Source organism: Pseudophaeobacter leonis, assembly GCF_002087335.1.
Classification (GTDB): Bacteria; Pseudomonadota; Alphaproteobacteria; order Rhodobacterales; family Rhodobacteraceae; genus Pseudophaeobacter; species Pseudophaeobacter leonis.
Genome location: NZ_MWVJ01000063.1, coordinates 21,217 through 38,200 on the forward strand (window position 1 = coordinate 21,217; position 16,984 = coordinate 38,200).

14 protein-coding genes and 2 pseudogenes are annotated in these 16,984 nt (G+C 61.7%); 5 read left to right on the forward strand and 11 right to left on the reverse strand.

Going from position 1 to position 16,984, the window contains the following annotated elements; genetic code table 11:
• Nucleotides 1–92: 92 nt before the first annotated feature.
• Nucleotides 93–1,349, forward strand: coding sequence for an FAD-binding domain-containing protein (locus B4968_RS14610; protein ID WP_083100168.1), 1,257 nt, complete (start codon nucleotides 93–95; stop codon nucleotides 1,347–1,349).
• 149 nt (nucleotides 1,350–1,498) lie between these two features.
• On the opposite strand, the gene B4968_RS14615 is transcribed toward B4968_RS14610, so the two are convergent.
• From B4968_RS14615 to bioB, 11 genes and pseudogenes are all read right to left on the reverse strand, one after another.
• Nucleotides 1,499–1,687 (reverse strand): cryptochrome/photolyase family protein, encoded by a 189-nt coding sequence (locus tag B4968_RS14615; protein WP_139792852.1) that lies wholly within the window; start codon nucleotides 1,685–1,687, stop codon nucleotides 1,499–1,501.
• Between the two features lie 60 nt (nucleotides 1,688–1,747).
• Nucleotides 1,748–2,410 (reverse strand): SDR family NAD(P)-dependent oxidoreductase, encoded by a 663-nt coding sequence (locus B4968_RS14620; protein ID WP_083100145.1) that lies wholly within the window; start codon nucleotides 2,408–2,410, stop codon nucleotides 1,748–1,750.
• A gap of 14 nt (nucleotides 2,411–2,424) precedes the next feature.
• Nucleotides 2,425–2,877 carry a TspO/MBR family protein gene (locus B4968_RS14625; protein WP_162843573.1) on the reverse strand — a complete coding sequence of 151 codons (453 nt, stop codon included), beginning with the start codon at nucleotides 2,875–2,877 and terminating at the stop codon, nucleotides 2,425–2,427.
• A 629-nt stretch (nucleotides 2,878–3,506) separates the two neighbouring features.
• A complete protein-coding gene (locus tag B4968_RS14635; RefSeq protein WP_083100149.1) occupies nucleotides 3,507–4,049 on the reverse strand; it encodes a DUF2478 domain-containing protein in 543 nt (180 codons plus the stop codon).
• A gap of 157 nt (nucleotides 4,050–4,206) precedes the next feature.
• A pseudogene (locus tag B4968_RS14640) lies at nucleotides 4,207–6,296 on the reverse strand (ABC transporter permease).
• A complete protein-coding gene (locus B4968_RS14645) occupies nucleotides 6,289–7,347 on the reverse strand; it encodes a quaternary amine ABC transporter ATP-binding protein (protein WP_083100150.1) in 1,059 nt (352 codons plus the stop codon). Before B4968_RS14645 ends, B4968_RS14640 begins: the two are co-directional and overlap by 8 nt.
• A gap of 11 nt (nucleotides 7,348–7,358) precedes the next feature.
• On the reverse strand, nucleotides 7,359–8,318 hold the full coding sequence (locus B4968_RS14650) for an ABC transporter substrate-binding protein (RefSeq protein WP_083100152.1): 960 nt from the start codon (nucleotides 8,316–8,318) through the stop codon (nucleotides 7,359–7,361).
• 342 nt (nucleotides 8,319–8,660) lie between these two features.
• Nucleotides 8,661–9,959: pseudogene (bioA, locus tag B4968_RS14655) on the reverse strand (adenosylmethionine--8-amino-7-oxononanoate transaminase).
• Nucleotides 9,956–10,585 carry a dethiobiotin synthase gene (gene bioD / locus B4968_RS14660; protein ID WP_083100154.1) on the reverse strand — a complete coding sequence of 210 codons (630 nt, stop codon included), beginning with the start codon at nucleotides 10,583–10,585 and terminating at the stop codon, nucleotides 9,956–9,958. Before bioD ends, bioA begins: the two are co-directional and overlap by 4 nt.
• Nucleotides 10,582–11,826, reverse strand: coding sequence for an 8-amino-7-oxononanoate synthase (locus B4968_RS14665; protein ID WP_083100156.1), 1,245 nt, complete (start codon nucleotides 11,824–11,826; stop codon nucleotides 10,582–10,584). The genes bioD and B4968_RS14665 overlap by 4 nt, the downstream gene beginning before the upstream one ends.
• Complete coding sequence (gene bioB / locus B4968_RS14670; protein WP_139792853.1) at nucleotides 11,735–12,802, reverse strand: biotin synthase BioB; 1,068 nt, start codon at nucleotides 12,800–12,802, stop codon at nucleotides 11,735–11,737. The genes B4968_RS14665 and bioB overlap by 92 nt, the downstream gene beginning before the upstream one ends.
• Nucleotides 12,803–13,269: 467 nt before the next feature.
• Here bioB and thiC point away from each other — a divergent pair, with 467 nt between their 5' ends.
• From thiC to B4968_RS14690, 4 genes are read left to right on the forward strand one after another with little or no spacing between them, the layout of a single operon-like run.
• On the forward strand, nucleotides 13,270–15,141 hold the full coding sequence (thiC, locus tag B4968_RS14675) for a phosphomethylpyrimidine synthase ThiC (protein WP_083100158.1): 1,872 nt from the start codon (nucleotides 13,270–13,272) through the stop codon (nucleotides 15,139–15,141).
• Complete coding sequence (locus B4968_RS14680) at nucleotides 15,138–16,121, forward strand: FAD-dependent oxidoreductase (RefSeq protein ID WP_083100160.1); 984 nt, start codon at nucleotides 15,138–15,140, stop codon at nucleotides 16,119–16,121. Before thiC ends, B4968_RS14680 begins: the two co-directional genes overlap by 4 nt.
• Nucleotides 16,118–16,315 (forward strand): sulfur carrier protein ThiS, encoded by a 198-nt coding sequence (gene thiS, locus B4968_RS14685; protein WP_083100162.1) that lies wholly within the window; start codon nucleotides 16,118–16,120, stop codon nucleotides 16,313–16,315. Before B4968_RS14680 ends, thiS begins: the two co-directional genes overlap by 4 nt.
• Before the next feature lie 3 nt (nucleotides 16,316–16,318).
• Nucleotides 16,319–16,978: a thiazole synthase gene (locus B4968_RS14690; RefSeq protein ID WP_083100164.1), complete on the forward strand. Its 660-nt coding sequence runs from the start codon at nucleotides 16,319–16,321 to the stop codon at nucleotides 16,976–16,978.
• Nucleotides 16,979–16,984 lie beyond the last annotated feature (6 nt).

Here is a 16,984-nt window from a genome sequence, read left to right on the forward strand (position 1 = left end):
TATTGAACAGATACGCTGGGGTTTGAGGAGCTAAGAAACCAACCGCCTCTGGGAAATCTGCGCAATTTTTCTGACCGGTGCAGGAGTTCACCATGAGCCAGCAAGACCTGTTCACAGAGCTGAAACAGCAAAGAGATCCGGTCTCGTTTACAGCTACGCGCACCATGGGCCTGTCTCGTCTGGCTCAGTTTTCCGGGCAGGCAGGCTCACATTGTACAGGCCTTCGGAACTATGATTTGGGCGCGGATCTGCGCCACAACGTCTCGGCGTTGTCCCCCTGGATCCGGCACCGTCTGATCAGCGAAGAAGAGGTGCTGCGCGCCACACTCGCGCGCCATACCCCTCTAGAGGCGGCAAAATTCATTCAAGAAGTGTTCTGGCGCGGCTATTTCAAAGGCTGGCTGGAGCACCACCCCAGTGTCTGGCACAGCTATCGCGCCGATCTGCAAAGACTGCTCTTTGAGGTCGAAGACAACCGCAGTCTCGCCGCAGCCTACGGCGATGCCGTGAGCGGTAGCACCGGCATCGCCTGCTTCGACGTCTGGCTGCATGAGCTGGTCGCCACCGGCTACCTGCACAACCACGCGCGGATGTGGTTCGCCTCCATCTGGATCTTTACCCTGCGCCTGCCCTGGCAGCTGGGCGCGGATTTTTTCCTGCAACATCTGTTGGATGGAGATCCTGCCGCAAATACCCTCAGCTGGCGCTGGGTGGCGGGGCTGCACACATTGGGCAAACACTATCTGGCGCGGGCCTCCAATATCCAGAAATACACCCAAGGCCGGTTCAATCCGGTCAACCAACCCGGGACCTTTGCCCCGCCCCTGCGTGAGCCGCAGTTGCACCCCTGTCTGCCGCTGCCGGAAACATCCCATCTGCCAGAGGGTGACTTTGTGCTGTTGATCACCGACGAGGATTGCAGTGTTGAAACCTGGCTGCCACGCGCGGCGCGCGCCACTGCTGGCCTGACCTCCCCCCGCCCCCGCTCGCCAATGGGCATGAGCCCCGAGGTTGAGGGGTTTGCCCGCAGCGCGGTGCAGGATGCCCTGACCCGGGCGCTGTCAAACACCGATCAGGTCGTTGAGGTCTCCAACGCAGCGCGTGACATTGTCTCGGTGGCGCAACAGGCGGGAACACGGGTGGTTGTGACCCCCTATGCTGCCGCAGGGCCGGTTGCTGACTGGCTGCACGGGCTGCGCGCGCCGCTTCAGGCTGCCGGAATAGAGCTGCGCCAGATCCGCCGCACCTATGATGACCTTGTCTGGCCGCCTGCAAAGGCGGGGTTTGGCGGCGTCAGAAACCAGATCCCTGCCCTGTTGCGGGCACTGAATTTGACTGAGGGACGTTAGATTTGACCGGTGGGTGCTAAAGGGCGGCAAGCGCCTGCCTGCGACACAATCGACCGGAACCGCCGTACCATCGCAGCAGTCGGCGATCTTGTCCTTCAAACGGTGCTCTCCGGGATCCGTGAAAATGACGCCTTTGGCGCCAGGGCGTTTCACTGCCAGCCAAGCCTTTCGAGATTCTGAGCGAAATAGCGCATGGCAAAAAAAGATGAAGGCGACTTTCTTTTGTGGTGCGGCACATAGCTGGCCTCCCTATGAACCTCCGCCATGAGAAAAACGTCGCGGTTCCGGTCTGCCGTCTTAAGGGCGCGAATGTCTGGTGACAGCTGGTCGCCCAGCATCAAAACAACGTGGAGAGCCGCGCACGGGCGGGGGCACTGGCAATGGCAATGACACTGGGTTCACCAGGGGACCTCCTGGCCTGCCCAGTCATAAAAGCCTCCGGTCTCACCTGGTGTCAGGCCATCCAGGACCGCCAGCAGATTGCCTGCGGCCTGCAGCGCGGGCACTTTTTGGTGCTGCGGATAGTCCTGCGTAAAAGCGCTGTCCACGGTGCCGGGATGCAGCGCTGCGCAAATCAGCTGCCGGTGCGAGCGCTGCAATTCAACAGACGCCGTTCTGATCACCTGATTGAGAGCCGCCTTTGAGGCCCGGTAGGAATACCACCCGCCAAGGGCGTTGTCCCCAATTGATCCAACCCGCGCCGAGAGGGCGGCAAAAACGGCGCGCCGGTCCTTTGGCAACAGGCGCCGGACGTGTTTCAGAACCAGGGCAGGTCCAATTGCGTTCACCGCAAACAGATGTGCCATCTCTGCAGCGCTCACTGTTTTCAGCGCTTTTTCCGGGCCAGCGCGGCCTGCCAGAATGCCCGTCGCCACAACAACCAGATCAAAGGATTTGTCCAATGCTGCCAGTCCATTGGCTACGGACTCTTCGCAGCTAATGTCAAACCCGTCCTCGGCGCGCGACAGGCAGGTGACATGATCTCCCCGGCTGTGCAGTGCTGCGGCCAGCGCATTGCCGAGACCGCCGGACGCGCCAATAACCAGCGCATTTCTCTGCATGGCCCTCACCCTGTCTAGTTTAGAAAAACGATGGCTGCATTCAACGCCGTGGCAAAGGCAACCCAGGCCACATAGGGCAGGTTCAACAGGGCCAAAAGCCGCTCAGAGCGCCACAGCAGTCGCACCAGCAGCAGCAAGGTCAGCAAGAGGCAAAGAATGACAGCCAGGGCCAGCATGGGCATCTGGGCCGCAAAGAAGGCCGGAGACCACAGGAAGTTGAGCCCCAATTGCAGGCCCCAAAGCCGCATCAGGACGCCGCGATGCCCGTCCGTCCACAGCCGCCAGCCGCTATAGGCGATGGCCAGATACAACAGCGTCCAAACCGGCGCAAATATCCAGTTAGGCGGATTAAAGACCGGCTTTTGCAACGCCGCGTACCAGTCTCCGGGCGCCGTCAAAATGCCAATCATAATACCACCGCCCACAACCAGCAGCACAAAGAGCAAAAACGAGGTCAGTTTTTTCATTTCAATCACGCCTTATTGCTGGATCTGGGCTGGCTGGGTCTGGATGGCGGCACCTGCACCCCAGGGTGCCACAGGTGCGACCGCTCTGTCATGGCTTCGCCCAAAGGCGCGCTGATAGGCCCGGAACGCCCTGGAAAGTAGCGGCCACAGACCCAGAAAGCCCTGATAAAGCAACTCTAGCACAGCAACCCCGGCCGGTATTACTCAGCAGAATTGGCCGGTCACTCCACTGCGAAAGGGTCATTGTGCCACCATCAACAGAGACAAAAGGCATGTTCAGATTTGCCGCTCTCGCCTGCAAAGCGATCACCATGAGCAACAGGGCCACTACAAAATTCATCATCTCAGCACCTCCAATCGTAACGAATACGGTGCAGCTGCGGCTTTGGATCATTCATTTTCAAAACAGAGGTCAAAACAGAGGATAGACTTGCGGGCAGTGGGTCTGTGCGACTGTGCAACTGTGCAACTGTGAGTGAGCCAGAGAGCGCGTGAGGCTCCGCCGCATGACATCTGGTGAGGGCGTGACGGCTTGGGGGAGGCACGGGAGCAGGCACAGGGGGAGGCATGGGAGAGGGCACGAGGGAGAGGCATGGGGCCACGCGGTCGCGCAGCCTCTGCCGCCGGTGTCAGCCCTCGGCCTGCGAGGCCTCTAGGGATGCCTCGGCCAGAGAGGCCTCAACCCAGTCGACAAGTGCCTCCACCTCAGTGGCGCCCTGCACAGCCAGGCCATCTGAGAAGGCCTTGAAGGGCTCGACGTTCATCCGGTTGACACCGGAGACCACCACCAGCCCCTGCGCCAGAGCCTCACCGATAACCGGGCGCATGCCGCGTCCATCGGCCTCGTGTTTGCCAAACTTATTGACGATCAGAACCTGTGGCTGTGGGTCTTTATGCAGACTGCTTGTGACCTGCCCGACCGCCTGTTCCAGCGCCTCTGGATTCAGACGGCAGCCCCGCGACCCGGCGCCCAGGGATTGCGAAATGCGAATGGTTTCCCCAGCGGGCAGCACCCGCACATCCATATCGCACAGGGTGTCATCACTGCATTCGATATTGCTCTGCACGATACCGGCAAGGCGAATGCCTTTGGCGTCCAGCGCGTCGGCCAGATTGGTCAGCAAGCGGTCAGTCGCCCCACGGGTCTCGGTCATGACATAGGCCAGATGCATCAAAAGCCCTCTCATCTGTGTTATGGAATTCCGCCCCCAGTGCTATCCGCAATGCTGCCCTGACGCCAGAGGCAGAATTGCCGCGCCGCCCCTATGAGGCGACGCGCGCAGTCATGTTGCGGGTTAAACCTCTAGGCCCATTATACCTCCAGGCCCACTATACCTCCAAACCCAGTGCGCGTTTGCGCTCTTCGGCAAAGCCCTGAACCATCCGGTCGGCAATCAGCGCCAGGATCGCCATGGCGGCCCCTGCGGAAATCCCAAGCCCGACATCCGCCTGCCCCAGGGCCAGATAGATCGACTGGCCCAGCCCGGTGGTGCCGATCAGCGCCGCAATCACCAGCATGGCAAAGGCATAGAGGATGGTCTGGTTCAGCCCCAGCAGGATGGTTGGCGCCGCATAGGGCGCGCGCACATCGCGCATCATCTGCCAACCCGTAGCCCCGGATGCGGTTGCCGCCTCGATCATCTCTTCCGGTGTGGCAACCAGCCCCTGCCGGGTGTAGCGGATCATCGGCACGATGGCATAGGCGATGATCGCCAGAAAGGCCGAGAACTCACCGATCTGAAACACCATCAGCACCGGGATCAGAAAGACAAACAGCGGAATGGTCTGCAGCATATCACAGATTGGGCGCACCACGCGCCAGGCCATTGGCGATACCGCGCTCAGCAGGCCGATGCCGCCGCCCAGCACTGCACAGGCAAAGACAGACGCGCCCGACAGATAGAGCGACAGCAGGGCGCGCTCCCACAGGCCCGACACCAGAATGCTCGCCAGCAACACGACGCTCAACAGCGCCAGCCGTCGCCCGCCTGCCACCCAGGCCAGCGCACCGGTGCCCACCAGCACCAAGGGCCAGGGCAGTTGCGACACGCCAGTTTCAAGAATCCCGGCCGCGATCAGAACCACCAGACCAAGGGTCAACTGACCCCGCAGCGCCAGAGCCACAGCCGCCAGCGCAGCCGCGGCAAAGAACCAAAAGCTCATGGTGGTGGTCCACTGAAATCCCCAGGTAAAGGGCAGGATCGCCTGATCCAGACCGATGCGCAGCGGCAGCAGCACATAGAACATGATGCCGTTTTTGAAACTGGTCAGCAGATCCGCATTGGCGCGGGTGAAATCTGTCAGCCAGCCGTCCAGCGCCACGGCCACCGGGTCCAGCAGCTGATAGCTGCCGGCATCCGGCAAAGCACTCCAACAGGCAAGGCTCACAGCCGCCCCGAGGGCGAGGATGCCATAGGCCACCCGCGCATCCCAAAGACGGCGGCGATCCTGCGCCAGAGTGCCGCTCATGCGGTCGATCAGGGTGGAAAAGATCACAATCACCGAGCCCGCCAGCATGGCATTGCCAAACTGCGCTTTGCGCATGGTCAACAGCACTTCCCAGCCTATGTCGTCAAAACCGCCAATCACCGCGGCAATGATCACCATCGACAGCGCCGCCATCAGGCATTGATTGACGCCCACCATGATCTGCACCTTGGCGGCCGGGATCTCGACCTGAAACAGCTGCTGCATCCGGGTGCCGCCTGACATCACGGCGGCTTCTTTTACTTCGGGCTCAACCCGCTGCAATCCCAGCAAAACATTGCGCGCCATCGGCGGCGCCGCATAGATTGCCGAGGCAATCAGGCCAACCACAGGGCCAAAGCCAAACAGCACCAGCAAAGGCGTCAGATAAGCAAAGGTCGGCCCGGTCTGCATCACATCCAGCATCGCCTGCACCGGGGCGCGAAACCGTGGGAATTCATTGGCCAGAATGCCGATCAGCCCGCCTGCGACCAGCGCCAGCGGCACCGAGACCGCTACCAGCGCCAGCGTGTTCATGCCCTGCGGCCAATAGCCGGACAACAGCACCAGCCCAAGGCCCGTCGCCGCCATGGCAGCCATCTTCACACCGCAAGGCGCCAGCCCAGCGCCACCGTGGCCGCAATCAGCAGCGGCCAGGGAATATTGTACAGGGTGAAATTGGCAGCCGCCATGGGATAGTTCATCAGGGCTGAGAACAGCCGTGCGCCCGGCTTGGCAAAGCCCAGAAAGGCCGCCATGCCACTGCCGACCCAATCGCTTGCGGGCAGCACCCAGATTTTTGGGTAGGCCGTAAGCCAGGGCAGTGCCGTCTCAAGCAGCAGGCAGGCCACCCCCACCAGAACCGTGATCAGCGCGGCCACTGTGCCTTTACCCAGGCCGTTTGTGCCCAGGCGGTTTGCGGCCAGGCGGTTTGCGGCCACGGGGCTATTCATGATCGGCTTCCACCTGCAGGGCAGCAGCCAGATCGGCCGGATTGATGACCCCCACCAGGGAGCCGTCACGGTCGCGCACCGGCACCGGTTCATACAGATCCATGCAGCGCGCCAGCGCCGCATCCAGCGTCATGTCGCGGCGCAATCCGGGATCATCGGCGCCATAGGCGTGGTTTTCCGGGCTCAGCATCACCGAGGCCACATTGGCGTGGCGCCCCTTGGCGACATCCTTTGAGAACTCGCGCGCATAGTCATCCACCGGGTTGAGCACGATATCGGCGGGGGTGCCGATCTGCACAATCTTGCCATCGCGCATGATGGCAATGCGGTCCGCCAGTTTCAGCGCCTCGTTGATGTCATGGGTGATAAAGACAATGGTGGTTTTCAGCTTGTTCTGAATATCAAGGAACTCATCCTGCAACTGGCGGCGGATCAAAGGGTCCAGCGCCGAGAAAGGCTCATCCAGAAACCACACGGAACAGTCGGTCACAAGCGAGCGCGCAATGCCGACCCGCTGGCGCTGACCACCGGAGAGCTCACGCGGGTAGTGATCCTCCCGGCCCGCCAGCCCAACCAGCTCAATAACCTCCTGCGCCTTGGCGCGACGCACCTTGCGCTTGATCCCCTGCACCCGCAGTGGATAGGCCACATTGTCGGCCACGGTCATATGCGGAAACAGGCCAAAATGCTGAAACACCATGCCCAGTGTCTTGCGACGCAGCTCAATCAGGCGCGCCTTGCTGGCCGAGACGATGTCCTCGCCCTCGATGCGGATTTCACCATGGGTGGCATGCAACAGATGCGAGATACAGCGGATGAGAGTGGACTTCCCGGATCCGGAAAGCCCCATGATGACAAAGAGTTCGCCCTCTTTCACCTCAAAATTGGCGTCCTGCACCGCAGGTACAAGGCCCTGAGCGCGCAGCGCCTCAGACACATCAGAGGCGGTCTTATGCTGCGACAGCGCCTCTTTCAGGGCGCTGTCTGCGTTGGGGCCAAAAACCTGCCAGACATTCTGGCAGGAAATTGCAGGCGTGTCAGACGCACTCATAGGTGCGTCGCTCACTTGGTCGCGGCGTCGACAACCGGGCGCCAGGCGGGCTCATTGGCGGCCATCCAGGCGGCCACAACCTCTTCGACCTTACCGCCATCCACATCGATCGCGCCCATCATTGGCTGCTGATCTTCGACCGCCAATGTGTAGTTGGACAGAATTTCAAAGGCAGCGGGCCAGGTTTCAGCCGTGCCGGACCAGGCAGCTTTGAAAATCCGCGAGGGTGCAAAATCACAGTCGTTCACAGCGTTTGGGTTCGGGCCCCAGGCCGGATCATTAAAGCACGCCTCTTCGCCAACCGGCAGATCGACAAATTTCACGTCATAGGCGGACATCGCCCAGTGGGGCTGCCAAAAGGTGATCAGCAGCGGCGTTTTGCGCTCGGTTGAGGCGCGCAGCTCGGCAATCAAAGCGCCCTCAGAACCCGCAGGCACCGCTTTGAATGGCAGTTCCAGACCGGTCATGCGGTCGGCACCGGGCGTGCCCCAATCGGCAGGGTAGTCAACCAGACGTCCGGCAGGCAGGGTCTCGGCCGAGGCAAACAGCGGCGCGCAATCCTTCAGCGCTTCCCAGGCGGGCAGACCGGGGCACAGCTCTGCCACGTGTGCGGGGTATGCGATGCCTTCCTTGGCGTCGAGTTCCAGATCACCCAGCTCGACAATCGTGCCTTCGGCCACCTTACCGGCATATTGCTCAGACACATTGGAAGACCAGATTTCCATTGTGGCGTGGATATCACCATCGGCGATGGCCTGGAACTGGTTCAGCAGGCCTGCGGTGACATATTCGACCTTGTAGCCCGCCGCTTTCAGCATCTCACCGGCGATATGGGTAGAGACGTGCTGGCCGGTCCATTCGTTGATCGCCAGCTTGATTGGTTTGTCCACAGCGCCCAACTCGGCCGCCTGTCCCATGCCGACAACCAGTGAGGCGGCGCCAAGAACGCATGCAAATGTTGAAGTCTTCATTGGTGATTTCCCTGTTTTATTTCCCCGCACTCCCAAGATCGGTGCGGCGGAGTATAGTGGAACCTTTGGGTTCAAAAATCTCAAAGACGCGCGCGAGGCTCGCGTCTCGATTTCAGTCGTGCAATCTGTATCTGCCCAAGTGTGACCGGGTATGCCACAACAAATTGAACGTTTTGCGACCCTTTGTCGATGATTCACGGCACAGAATCGGGAATTTCTTGTTTCATCATTCAAATTACTAAAGCGCAAAGCCAGAATTTGCGACAATTGGCATCGAATCCCTGCGGTGTTTGACCTGCACTGCGTCCCGGCAGCGTGGCTCTTGTGCGACGACAGCGCTGATTACAGCTCACGCGCAAGACGCAACATGGCCGAGGTGATCTCGCTCAGCTGGTCAGGAGACGTAATGAAGGGTGGCATGGCGTAGATATTTTTGCCAAAGGGCCGCAGAAAGACCCCCATTTCCGGGGCGCGAGCATGGGCGGCATCGGCGCAAACCCGGTGCTTCATCTCGATAACGCCGATCCCGCCCAGCACCCGCACATCGGCCACATTGGGCAGGGCGCGCGCCGGGGCCAGCTCGTCGCGCATCTGTGCCGCAAGCTATGCAACCCTGGCCTGCCAGTCCTGCCCGCACAAAAGATCCAGCGCAGCGCCAGCCGCCGCGCAGGCGAGCGGGTTGGCCATATAGGTGGGGCCATGCATGAAAATGCCGGGACTTCCGTTGCCGATGCCCAGTGCGACGCGCTCATTGGCCATGGTGCAGGCAAACGAGATATGCCCCCCTGTCAGCCCCTTTCCCAAACAGATGATATCCGGCTCAACGCGGCAAAACCCGGTGGCAAACATCTCTCCTGTGCGGCCAAAGCCGGTGGCGATCTCGTCAAAGATCAGCAGGATGCCCAGCGCATCACACAGGGCGCGCGCCTGGTTCAGGTACTCAGGATGATAAAAATGCATCCCCCCCGTACCCTGCACCACAGGCTCCAGAATAAATCCGGCGATCTGCGACGCATTGGCTTCCAGCAGGGTCTGCAGCGCGCCGATGCCGTTGAGCGCCGGGGCGTCAATCCAGTCCTCGCCCAGACGGATCGGCGGGCGGGGGACAAAATGCTGCACCGACAGCGCCCCCTGAAACAGATGATGCATGCCGGTGTCCGGATCACAAACGCTCATCGCTTTCCAGGTGTCGCCATGATAGCCCGAACGCAGGGTGGCAAACTGGCTGCGCCCCTCAAACCCCATGGCATGCTGGTATTGCACCGCCATCTTCATCGCCACCTCAACCGCGACCGAGCCACTGTCACAGTAGAAAATCCGCGTCAGGCTGTCGGGGGTGATCGCAAGCAGTTTGCGCCCCAGATCAATGGCCGGATCATGGGTCAGCCCGCCAAACATCACATGCGGCATCCGGTCGAGCTGATCATGGATGGCCTGGGTAATCACCGGGTTATTATGCCCATGCATCATGCACCACCACGAGGACATGGCATCAATCATCCGGGTGCCATCCTCAAGGGTGATATACACGCCCGCGCTTTCCTTTACCAGAAAGGTCGGACCCGGCTTGGCGACATTGGTATAGGGGTGCCACAGATGGCGCTGGTCAAATTCCAGCTGGCTGAGGTCAGATGCAGTCATGGGGTCATGGCCTGTTTGATGGCGTCAAGGTCGATGTGGTTTTGCCAGGCCTCAGCCAGGGAGGTTCGGTCCAGATCAGCAACCATCGGCAAGCGCCCCAGATGGCGCACCTGTCCAAACTGGCAGATGGTCTCTTCCACCGCAGGCTCAGACTCGCCTATGAAAGCCACGCCCACAACTGAACAGCCCGCGTTCTGCAGCGCCTTGAGCGACAGCAAGGTGTGATTGATGGTGCCAAGCTGGGTGCGTGCGCACAGGATGACCGGCGCCTGCCAGCGGGCAAAAAGATCCAAATACAAACAGGTTCGATTGAGCGGCACCATCAGCCCGCCTGCCCCCTCGACCACCAGCGGGCCTGCATGATCCGGCAGGGCGAGGGTCGCAGGATCAATCTCTGCGCCTTCCGCCTCGCAGGCCAGATGCGGCGAGGCCGCAAGCTGCAGCCGGTAGCCCTCGGGCAGGACTGGCTGGCCGGACAGACGCGCCACGACCTGACTGTCGGTCTCCTCCTGCAATCCTGCCTGCACCGGCTTCCAATAGCTGGCCCCCAGCGCCTGCACCAATCCGGCTGAAAACACCGTTTTGCCGATGCCTGTATCGCTGCCTGTCACCACAAGTGCGCTCATGCCTGGGGCTCCAGTACCAGACTCTCCACAGCGGGGGCCTCAACAGCGGGGCTCTCCACTGCGGGGGCCTCAACAGCGGTCGTTTGCGCTGCGGCTACGTCCAGATCCACTCGCTCCAGCTCAGGAGCAAGCCGTTCAAACAATTCAGTAATCACCGGTTTGGTAAGCGTTCCAGTGATGGAAATCCGCAATCTGGCCGTGCCCTGTGGCACTGTCGGCGGCCGGATACCCCGGATGTCGAACCCCTGCCGTTGCAAATGGCCCGCCACCGCCATGCACAGCCCCTCTTTGCCCAGCACCACCGGCAGGATCTGGCTGTCATACCCGCGCAAGCCGCACAAACGCGCCGCCTCGGCCTGGGCATGGTCGATGTTGTCCCAGGCCCGCTGACGCCGCGCCGGGTTTGTCGCCAGATCCCTGAGCCCAGCGCGCGCCAGCGCCGCATTCAGCGGCGACGGCGCCGTGGCAAAAATGAACCCCCGGGCCCGGTTGATCAGGGTTTCAATCAGCACCCTTGCGCCGCAGATCAGAGCGCCAGACGCCCCCAGCGCCTTGCCACAGGTGTGCAGGGTCAAGACCTTGGGGCGATGCGCAATGCCATGCGCCAGACCGCGCCCCAGATCCCCAAACAGGCCGGTGGCATGGGCTCCATCCTCCACCAGAACCGCATCTTCCTGCACCGCCAGCGCGCACATGGCCGTCAGCGGCGCCAAAGCCCCCTCCATGGAATAGACCGCCTCGATGGCGATCCAGATCTGGCCAGCTCCGCCCATAGCCCGCCACCGGGCGATCTCATCCGCCGCCGCCTTGACATCGTTATGAGCAAATTTGCGCGTCTCGGCCCGGCCCAGTCGCACGCCATCATGGGTGCTGGCGTGGATCAGCGCATCATAGAGCACCAGATCGCCTTTTTGCGGCAGGGCGGAAAAGATCGCCTGGTTGGCGTTGACCCCCCCGCCCATAAACAGCGCCGCCTCGGTGCCAAAAAACGCCGCCGCCTCCTGCTCTAGCGCGATATGCTCCGCGTCATTGCCCCGCAACAGACGCGAGCCCCCCGCCCCGACGGCAACGCCACGCCCCAGGGCCTCAATCGCGGCATCTTTCAGCACGTCACTCACGGACAGGCCGAGATAGTCATTAGAGGAAAAGTCATGCCCGGCCCGGGGTATCAGGCGGCGAAACCGGTCCATCTGCCGCAGGTCGTCCAGTGCAGCCTCCTGTCGGGCAAACACCTGCGTCATGACTGGCTTCCGTCGCAGCCAACTCCCATGGCGGTGATACCAAGCCGTTGAAAAGCGCCTGATCCTTGTCCTCTTCTGGGTTTTCAGCTGTCAGCAGCGTGTCGCCGACAAAGATCGAATTGGCCCCGGCAAAAAAGCACATCGCCTGCAGCTCGTCGCTCATAACAGAGCGCCCCGCCGAAAGACGCACATGGCTCTTGGGCATCAGGATCCGCGCCAACGCGATGGTGCGGACAAATTCAATCGGGTCCAGCTTGGGCACATCCGCCAGTGGCGTGTCCGGCATTGGGATCAGCATATTCACCGGCACGGAATCCGGATGCTCCGCCAGGGTGGCCAGCGCCAGCAGCATGTCAATGCGGTCCATCTGCTGCTCGCCCATGCCAACGATGCCGCCGGCGCAGACCTTCATGCCCGCCTCGCGCACCCGGTTCAGAGTATCAATCCGATCTGCAAAAGTCCGGGTGGTGATGATCTCAGAGTAGTAGCGCTCGGAGGTGTCGATATTATGGTTGTAATAGTCCAGCCCGGCATCGCGCAGGCGGAACACCTGACTATCGTCCAGCATGCCCAGCGTCATGCAGGTCTCCATGCCCAGTTCCTTGACCCCGTGGATCATCGCCTCAAGCGCCGCCATGTCGCGATCCTTTGGCGAGCGCCAGGCCGCCCCCATGCAATAGCGCGTGGCACCGCCCGCCTTGGCCTTGCGCGCCTCCGCCAGCACCCGCTCAACCTCGATCAGCTTACTCGCCGAGAGCTTGGCGCCGTTGCGGGCAGACTGTGAACAATAGGCGCAGTCCTCGGCACAGCCGCCGGTCTTGATGCTCAGGAGTTTGGATTTCTGCACCTGATTGGGATCATAGTGCAGCCGGTGCACCGACTGCGCCTCAAACAGCAAGTCCATAAAGGGCTGGTTGTAAATCGTTTCCGCCTCGGCGCGGGTCCAGTTGGTTCGAATGGGGGCGGCGTCCAGCATAGAGTCTCCTGAGGATGAGCATGTTGTTTGAGCGTGGCAGTGTTGTTTTCATGGGTCAGGTGACCCTTTGAGATTTTATAGATAAAAATCGCACCGCCTCCAACCTCAATTGCAGTGATGCGAAAACTTTCGCCAAAATTGGGCTTAGAGCAGTGCTATTAAACATAAATAAATATCTATCAAAATTCTGATTGACGCCAACCCACTCCCTCCCCTAGGTCTTAGCCTACGCAGGGGAGTCCCACCGAGGGGACTGAGAGGCTGACGGGGTGGCGCGATCCACCTGGCGACGCGACCCTTTGAACCTGACCCAGTTGACACTGGCGTAGGAAGCTAGGACGCATCGTTCGAGGGCTCTGTTTCCCCTTGCCGATCCGTTTGAACCGGGAGGGCCGTGCCCCTCCCCGTGCCTCCCACCCAAGCCTCATCTGGTGACTTTTTTGAGTATTGGCTCGAGGAGCACCGCAATGACTGAAGCGACCCCCACGATCACCCCAAAGGTGACCCCCAAAGTCACGACCGGCGCCCTGCCGGCCTCGCGCAAGATCTATGTGCCCGGCGAAATCCACCGCGATATCCGCGTCCCCATGCGAGAGATCGCCACCCATCCCACCTCAGGCGAAGCGCCGCTGCCGGTCTATGACAGCTCTGGCGCCTATACCGACCCCGACCAGCAGACAGACATCCGCCAGGGTCTGGCGCAGCTGCGCCGCGACTGGATCCTCGCCCGTGGCGATGTCGAGGAATACCAGGGCCGCGAGATCACCGAGGCCGACAATGGCTTTGTCTCGGGCGCGCGGCTGACGCCGGAATTCCCGGTGAAACCTGCGCCCCTGCGCGCCAAGGACGGCAAGGCCGTCACCCAGCTCGCCTATGCCCGCTCTGGCATTATCACGCCAGAGATGGAATTCATTGCCATCCGCGAAAACCAGCTGCGCGAGCTGTCTCCCTGCCACCGCGATGGCCACGACTGGGGGGCCAATATTCCCGACTATGTCACGCCAGAATTCGTCCGCTCGGAAGTCGCCGCAGGCCGCGCCATCATCCCGGCCAATATCAACCACCCCGAGATTGCGCCCATGATCATTGGCCGTAACTTTCTGGTCAAGATCAACGCCAATATGGGCACCTCCGCCGTCACCTCCTCGATGGAGGAAGAAGTGGACAAGCTGGTCTGGTCGATCCGCTGGGGCGCCGACACGGTGATGGATCTGTCGACCGGACGCAACATCCACAACACCCGCGAATGGATCGTGCGCAACAGCCCCGTGCCTATTGGCACCGTGCCGCTGTATCAGGCGCTGGAAAAGGTCAATGGCATCGCCGAAGACCTGACCTGGGAGGTGTTCCGCGACACGCTGATTGAACAGGCCGAACAGGGCGTTGACTATTTCACCATCCATGCCGGTGTGCGGCTGCACATGGTGCCGATGACAGTCGAGCGCGTCACCGGCATAGTGTCGCGTGGTGGCTCGATCATGGCCAAATGGTGCCTGCACCATCACCGCGAAAGCTTTCTCTACGAGCATTTTGACGAGATCTGCGACATCTGCCGCCAATACGATGTCTCCTTTTCTCTGGGCGACGGGCTGCGTCCCGGATCAATTGCTGACGCCAATGATGCCGCGCAGTTTGCCGAGCTGGAAACCTTGGGGGAGCTTACAAAAATCGCCTGGGCCAGGGACTGCCAGGTGATGATCGAAGGCCCGGGCCATGTGGCCATGCACAAGATCAAGGAAAACATGGACAAGCAGCTCGCGTGCTGCGACGAGGCGCCGTTTTACACGCTTGGGCCGCTCACTACAGATATTGCCCCCGGCTATGACCATATCACCTCTGGCATTGGGGCGGCGATGATCGGCTGGTTCGGCTGCGCCATGCTGTGCTACGTGACACCCAAGGAACATCTGGGCCTGCCCGACCGCGACGATGTCAAGGTTGGTGTTATCACCTATAAGATCGCCGCCCATGCCGCAGATCTCGCCAAAGGCATGCCCGGTGCCCAGCGCCGCGACGACGCCCTGTCCCGCGCCCGGTTTGAGTTCCGCTGGGAGGATCAGTTCAACCTGTCGCTTGATCCCGATACAGCGCGCGAATTCCACGACCAGACCCTGCCGAAAGAGGCCCATAAGGTGGCGCATTTCTGCTCGATGTGCGGGCCGAAATTCTGCTCGATGCGGATCAGCCACGACATCCGCGCCGAGGCGCAAAAAGAGGGCATGGAGGCGATGGCTGCCAAGTTCCGCCTTGGGGGTGAGCTCTATGTCCCTGCCGCCGAGGCCGCCACTGAGATCGCTTCTGAGGTGGCAGGTGAGCCTGCGCTGGAACCGGGCGAATGATCACAATCGCGGGGGCGGGGCTTGCGGGCCTGGCCACCGCATATGAGCTGTTGCAGCGCGGCGCCCGCGTCACCCTGTATGAACGGGGCACAGGCCCTGGTGCCGCCAGCGTTGCGCGCTATGCCGGTGGTATGCTGGCGCCCTGGTGCGAAGGCGAAAGCGCCGAGGCCGAAGTGGTCAGCCTGGGCGCACGGGCGGCCGACTGGTGGGAGACCATCACGCCGGTCAGCCGGCGCGGCTCCCTTGTGGTGGCGCCGCCGCGCGATCACGCCGAGCTCAGCCGCTTTGCCCGCCGTACAGAGGCGCACCGGGTGCTGGACGGTGCCGCGATTGCCGATCTGGAGCCCGCGCTGGCCGGGCGCTTTAGCAGTGGTTTGTTCTTTCAGAGCGAGGCGCATCTTGATCCGCGCCGCGCGCTACAAGACCTGAGCGCGGCCATTACGGCTATGGGCGGCGAGATCCGCTATGACACACAAGCGCCAGCAGAGGTCGATCTCAACTGCACCGGCATGGCCGCCGCCCTGCCCGGTCTGCGCCCGGTGCGCGGTGAGATGGCGATCCTGCACTGCGCTGAGGTTGACATCAGCCGCACCCTGCGCCTGTTGCATCCGCGCATCCCGCTATATCTGGTGCCGCGCGGTGATCAGCATTTCATGATCGGCGCCACCATGGTTGAGAGCCATTCAACCCGCGCGCCGACGCTACGCTCTGTCAATGAATTGCTCAGCGCCGCCTTTGCGCTGCATCCCGCATTTGGCGAGGCCAGCGTGGTTGAGCTGGGCGCCGGGCTGCGCCCCGCCTTTGGCGACAACCTGCCGCGCCTGATCGAACATGACGGCAGGCTGCACCTCAATGGTCTGTATCGCCACGGTTTTTTGCTGGCCCCCGCCATGGCCCAGCGCGCCGCCCGCCGCCTGATGCCCCAGCCAGAACCGCAGCCAGAACTGCAGCCACAGCCAGAAAATGGAGCCTCCGCATGAAGATCCAGATCAACGCCGAAACCCACGACATCCAGTCAACCACCCTGGACGAGGCGCTGACCGAACTGGGCATGACCAGCCTCGCGCTGGCCACCGCTGTCAACGGAACCTTTGTTTCGCGCGCGAAACGCAAAACTTTCGCCCTTTGCGACGGCGACCGGATCGATGTGCTTGCCCCGATGCAGGGAGGCTGACCCATGGACTTTTACGGCATACCACTGGCCTCGCGCCTGTTCCTTGGCACCGCGCAATACCCCTCGCCATCGGTGCTCTGCGATGCCATTGCCGCCAGCAAGACCGAGGTGATCACCCTGTCGCTGCGCCGCGAAACCAGTGATGGCGCGGGTACCGACTTTTGGCAGATGCTGCGTGCAACAGGCGCCCGGATCCTGCCCAATACAGCCGGGTGCCACACAGCCCGCGAGGCGGTCACCACAGCGCAGATGGCCCGCGAGGTCTTTGGCACCGATTGGATCAAGCTTGAGGTGATTGGCCATGCCGACAGCCTGCAGCCAGATGTCTTTGGCCTGGTAGAGGCCGCGCGGATCCTAAGCGCGGACGGGTTTAAGGTCTTTCCCTATACCACCGAAGATCTGGTGGTGGGCGAACGCCTGCTGCAGGCGGGCTGCGAGGTGCTGATGCCCTGGGGCGCGCCCATTGGCTCGGGACAAGGTCTGCGTAATCCCGATGGGCTGCGCGCCATGCGGGCGCATTTCCCCCACATACCGCTGATCGTTGATGCCGGTATTGGCCGCCCCTCGGATGCGGCCGCCGCGATGGAGCTGGGCATGGATGCGGTACTGCTGAACACCGCCGTGGCTAAGGCCGGTGACCCTGTGCCATGGCGCGCGCCATAAGCAAGG

Bases quoted from the DNA above. Each gene is read 5' to 3' on its own strand.
- B4968_RS14645 (WP_083100150.1), bottom strand. From the start codon at position 7,347: ATGAGTGCGTCTGACACGCCTGCAATTTCCTGCCAGAATGTCTGGCAG.
- B4968_RS14625 (WP_162843573.1), bottom strand. From the start codon at position 2,877: ATGAAAAAACTGACCTCGTTTTTGCTCTTTGTGCTGCTGGTTGTGGGC.
- bioB (WP_139792853.1), bottom strand. From the start codon at position 12,802: ATGCTGGACGCCGCCCCCATTCGAACCAACTGGACCCGCGCCGAGGCG.
- B4968_RS14620 (WP_083100145.1), bottom strand. From the start codon at position 2,410: ATGCAGAGAAATGCGCTGGTTATTGGCGCGTCCGGCGGTCTCGGCAAT.
- B4968_RS14610 (WP_083100168.1), top strand. From the start codon at position 93: ATGAGCCAGCAAGACCTGTTCACAGAGCTGAAACAGCAAAGAGATCCG.
- B4968_RS14635 (WP_083100149.1), bottom strand. From the start codon at position 4,049: ATGCATCTGGCCTATGTCATGACCGAGACCCGTGGGGCGACTGACCGC.
- B4968_RS14650 (WP_083100152.1), bottom strand. From the start codon at position 8,318: ATGAAGACTTCAACATTTGCATGCGTTCTTGGCGCCGCCTCACTGGTT.
- thiS (WP_083100162.1), top strand. From the start codon at position 16,118: ATGAAGATCCAGATCAACGCCGAAACCCACGACATCCAGTCAACCACC.
- B4968_RS14680 (WP_083100160.1), top strand. From the start codon at position 15,138: ATGATCACAATCGCGGGGGCGGGGCTTGCGGGCCTGGCCACCGCATAT.
- B4968_RS14690 (WP_083100164.1), top strand. From the start codon at position 16,319: ATGGACTTTTACGGCATACCACTGGCCTCGCGCCTGTTCCTTGGCACC.
- B4968_RS14665 (WP_083100156.1), bottom strand. From the start codon at position 11,826: ATGACGCAGGTGTTTGCCCGACAGGAGGCTGCACTGGACGACCTGCGG.
- thiC (WP_083100158.1), top strand. From the start codon at position 13,270: ATGACTGAAGCGACCCCCACGATCACCCCAAAGGTGACCCCCAAAGTC.
- B4968_RS14615 (WP_139792852.1), bottom strand. From the start codon at position 1,687: ATGCTGGGCGACCAGCTGTCACCAGACATTCGCGCCCTTAAGACGGCA.
- bioD (WP_083100154.1), bottom strand. From the start codon at position 10,585: ATGAGCGCACTTGTGGTGACAGGCAGCGATACAGGCATCGGCAAAACG.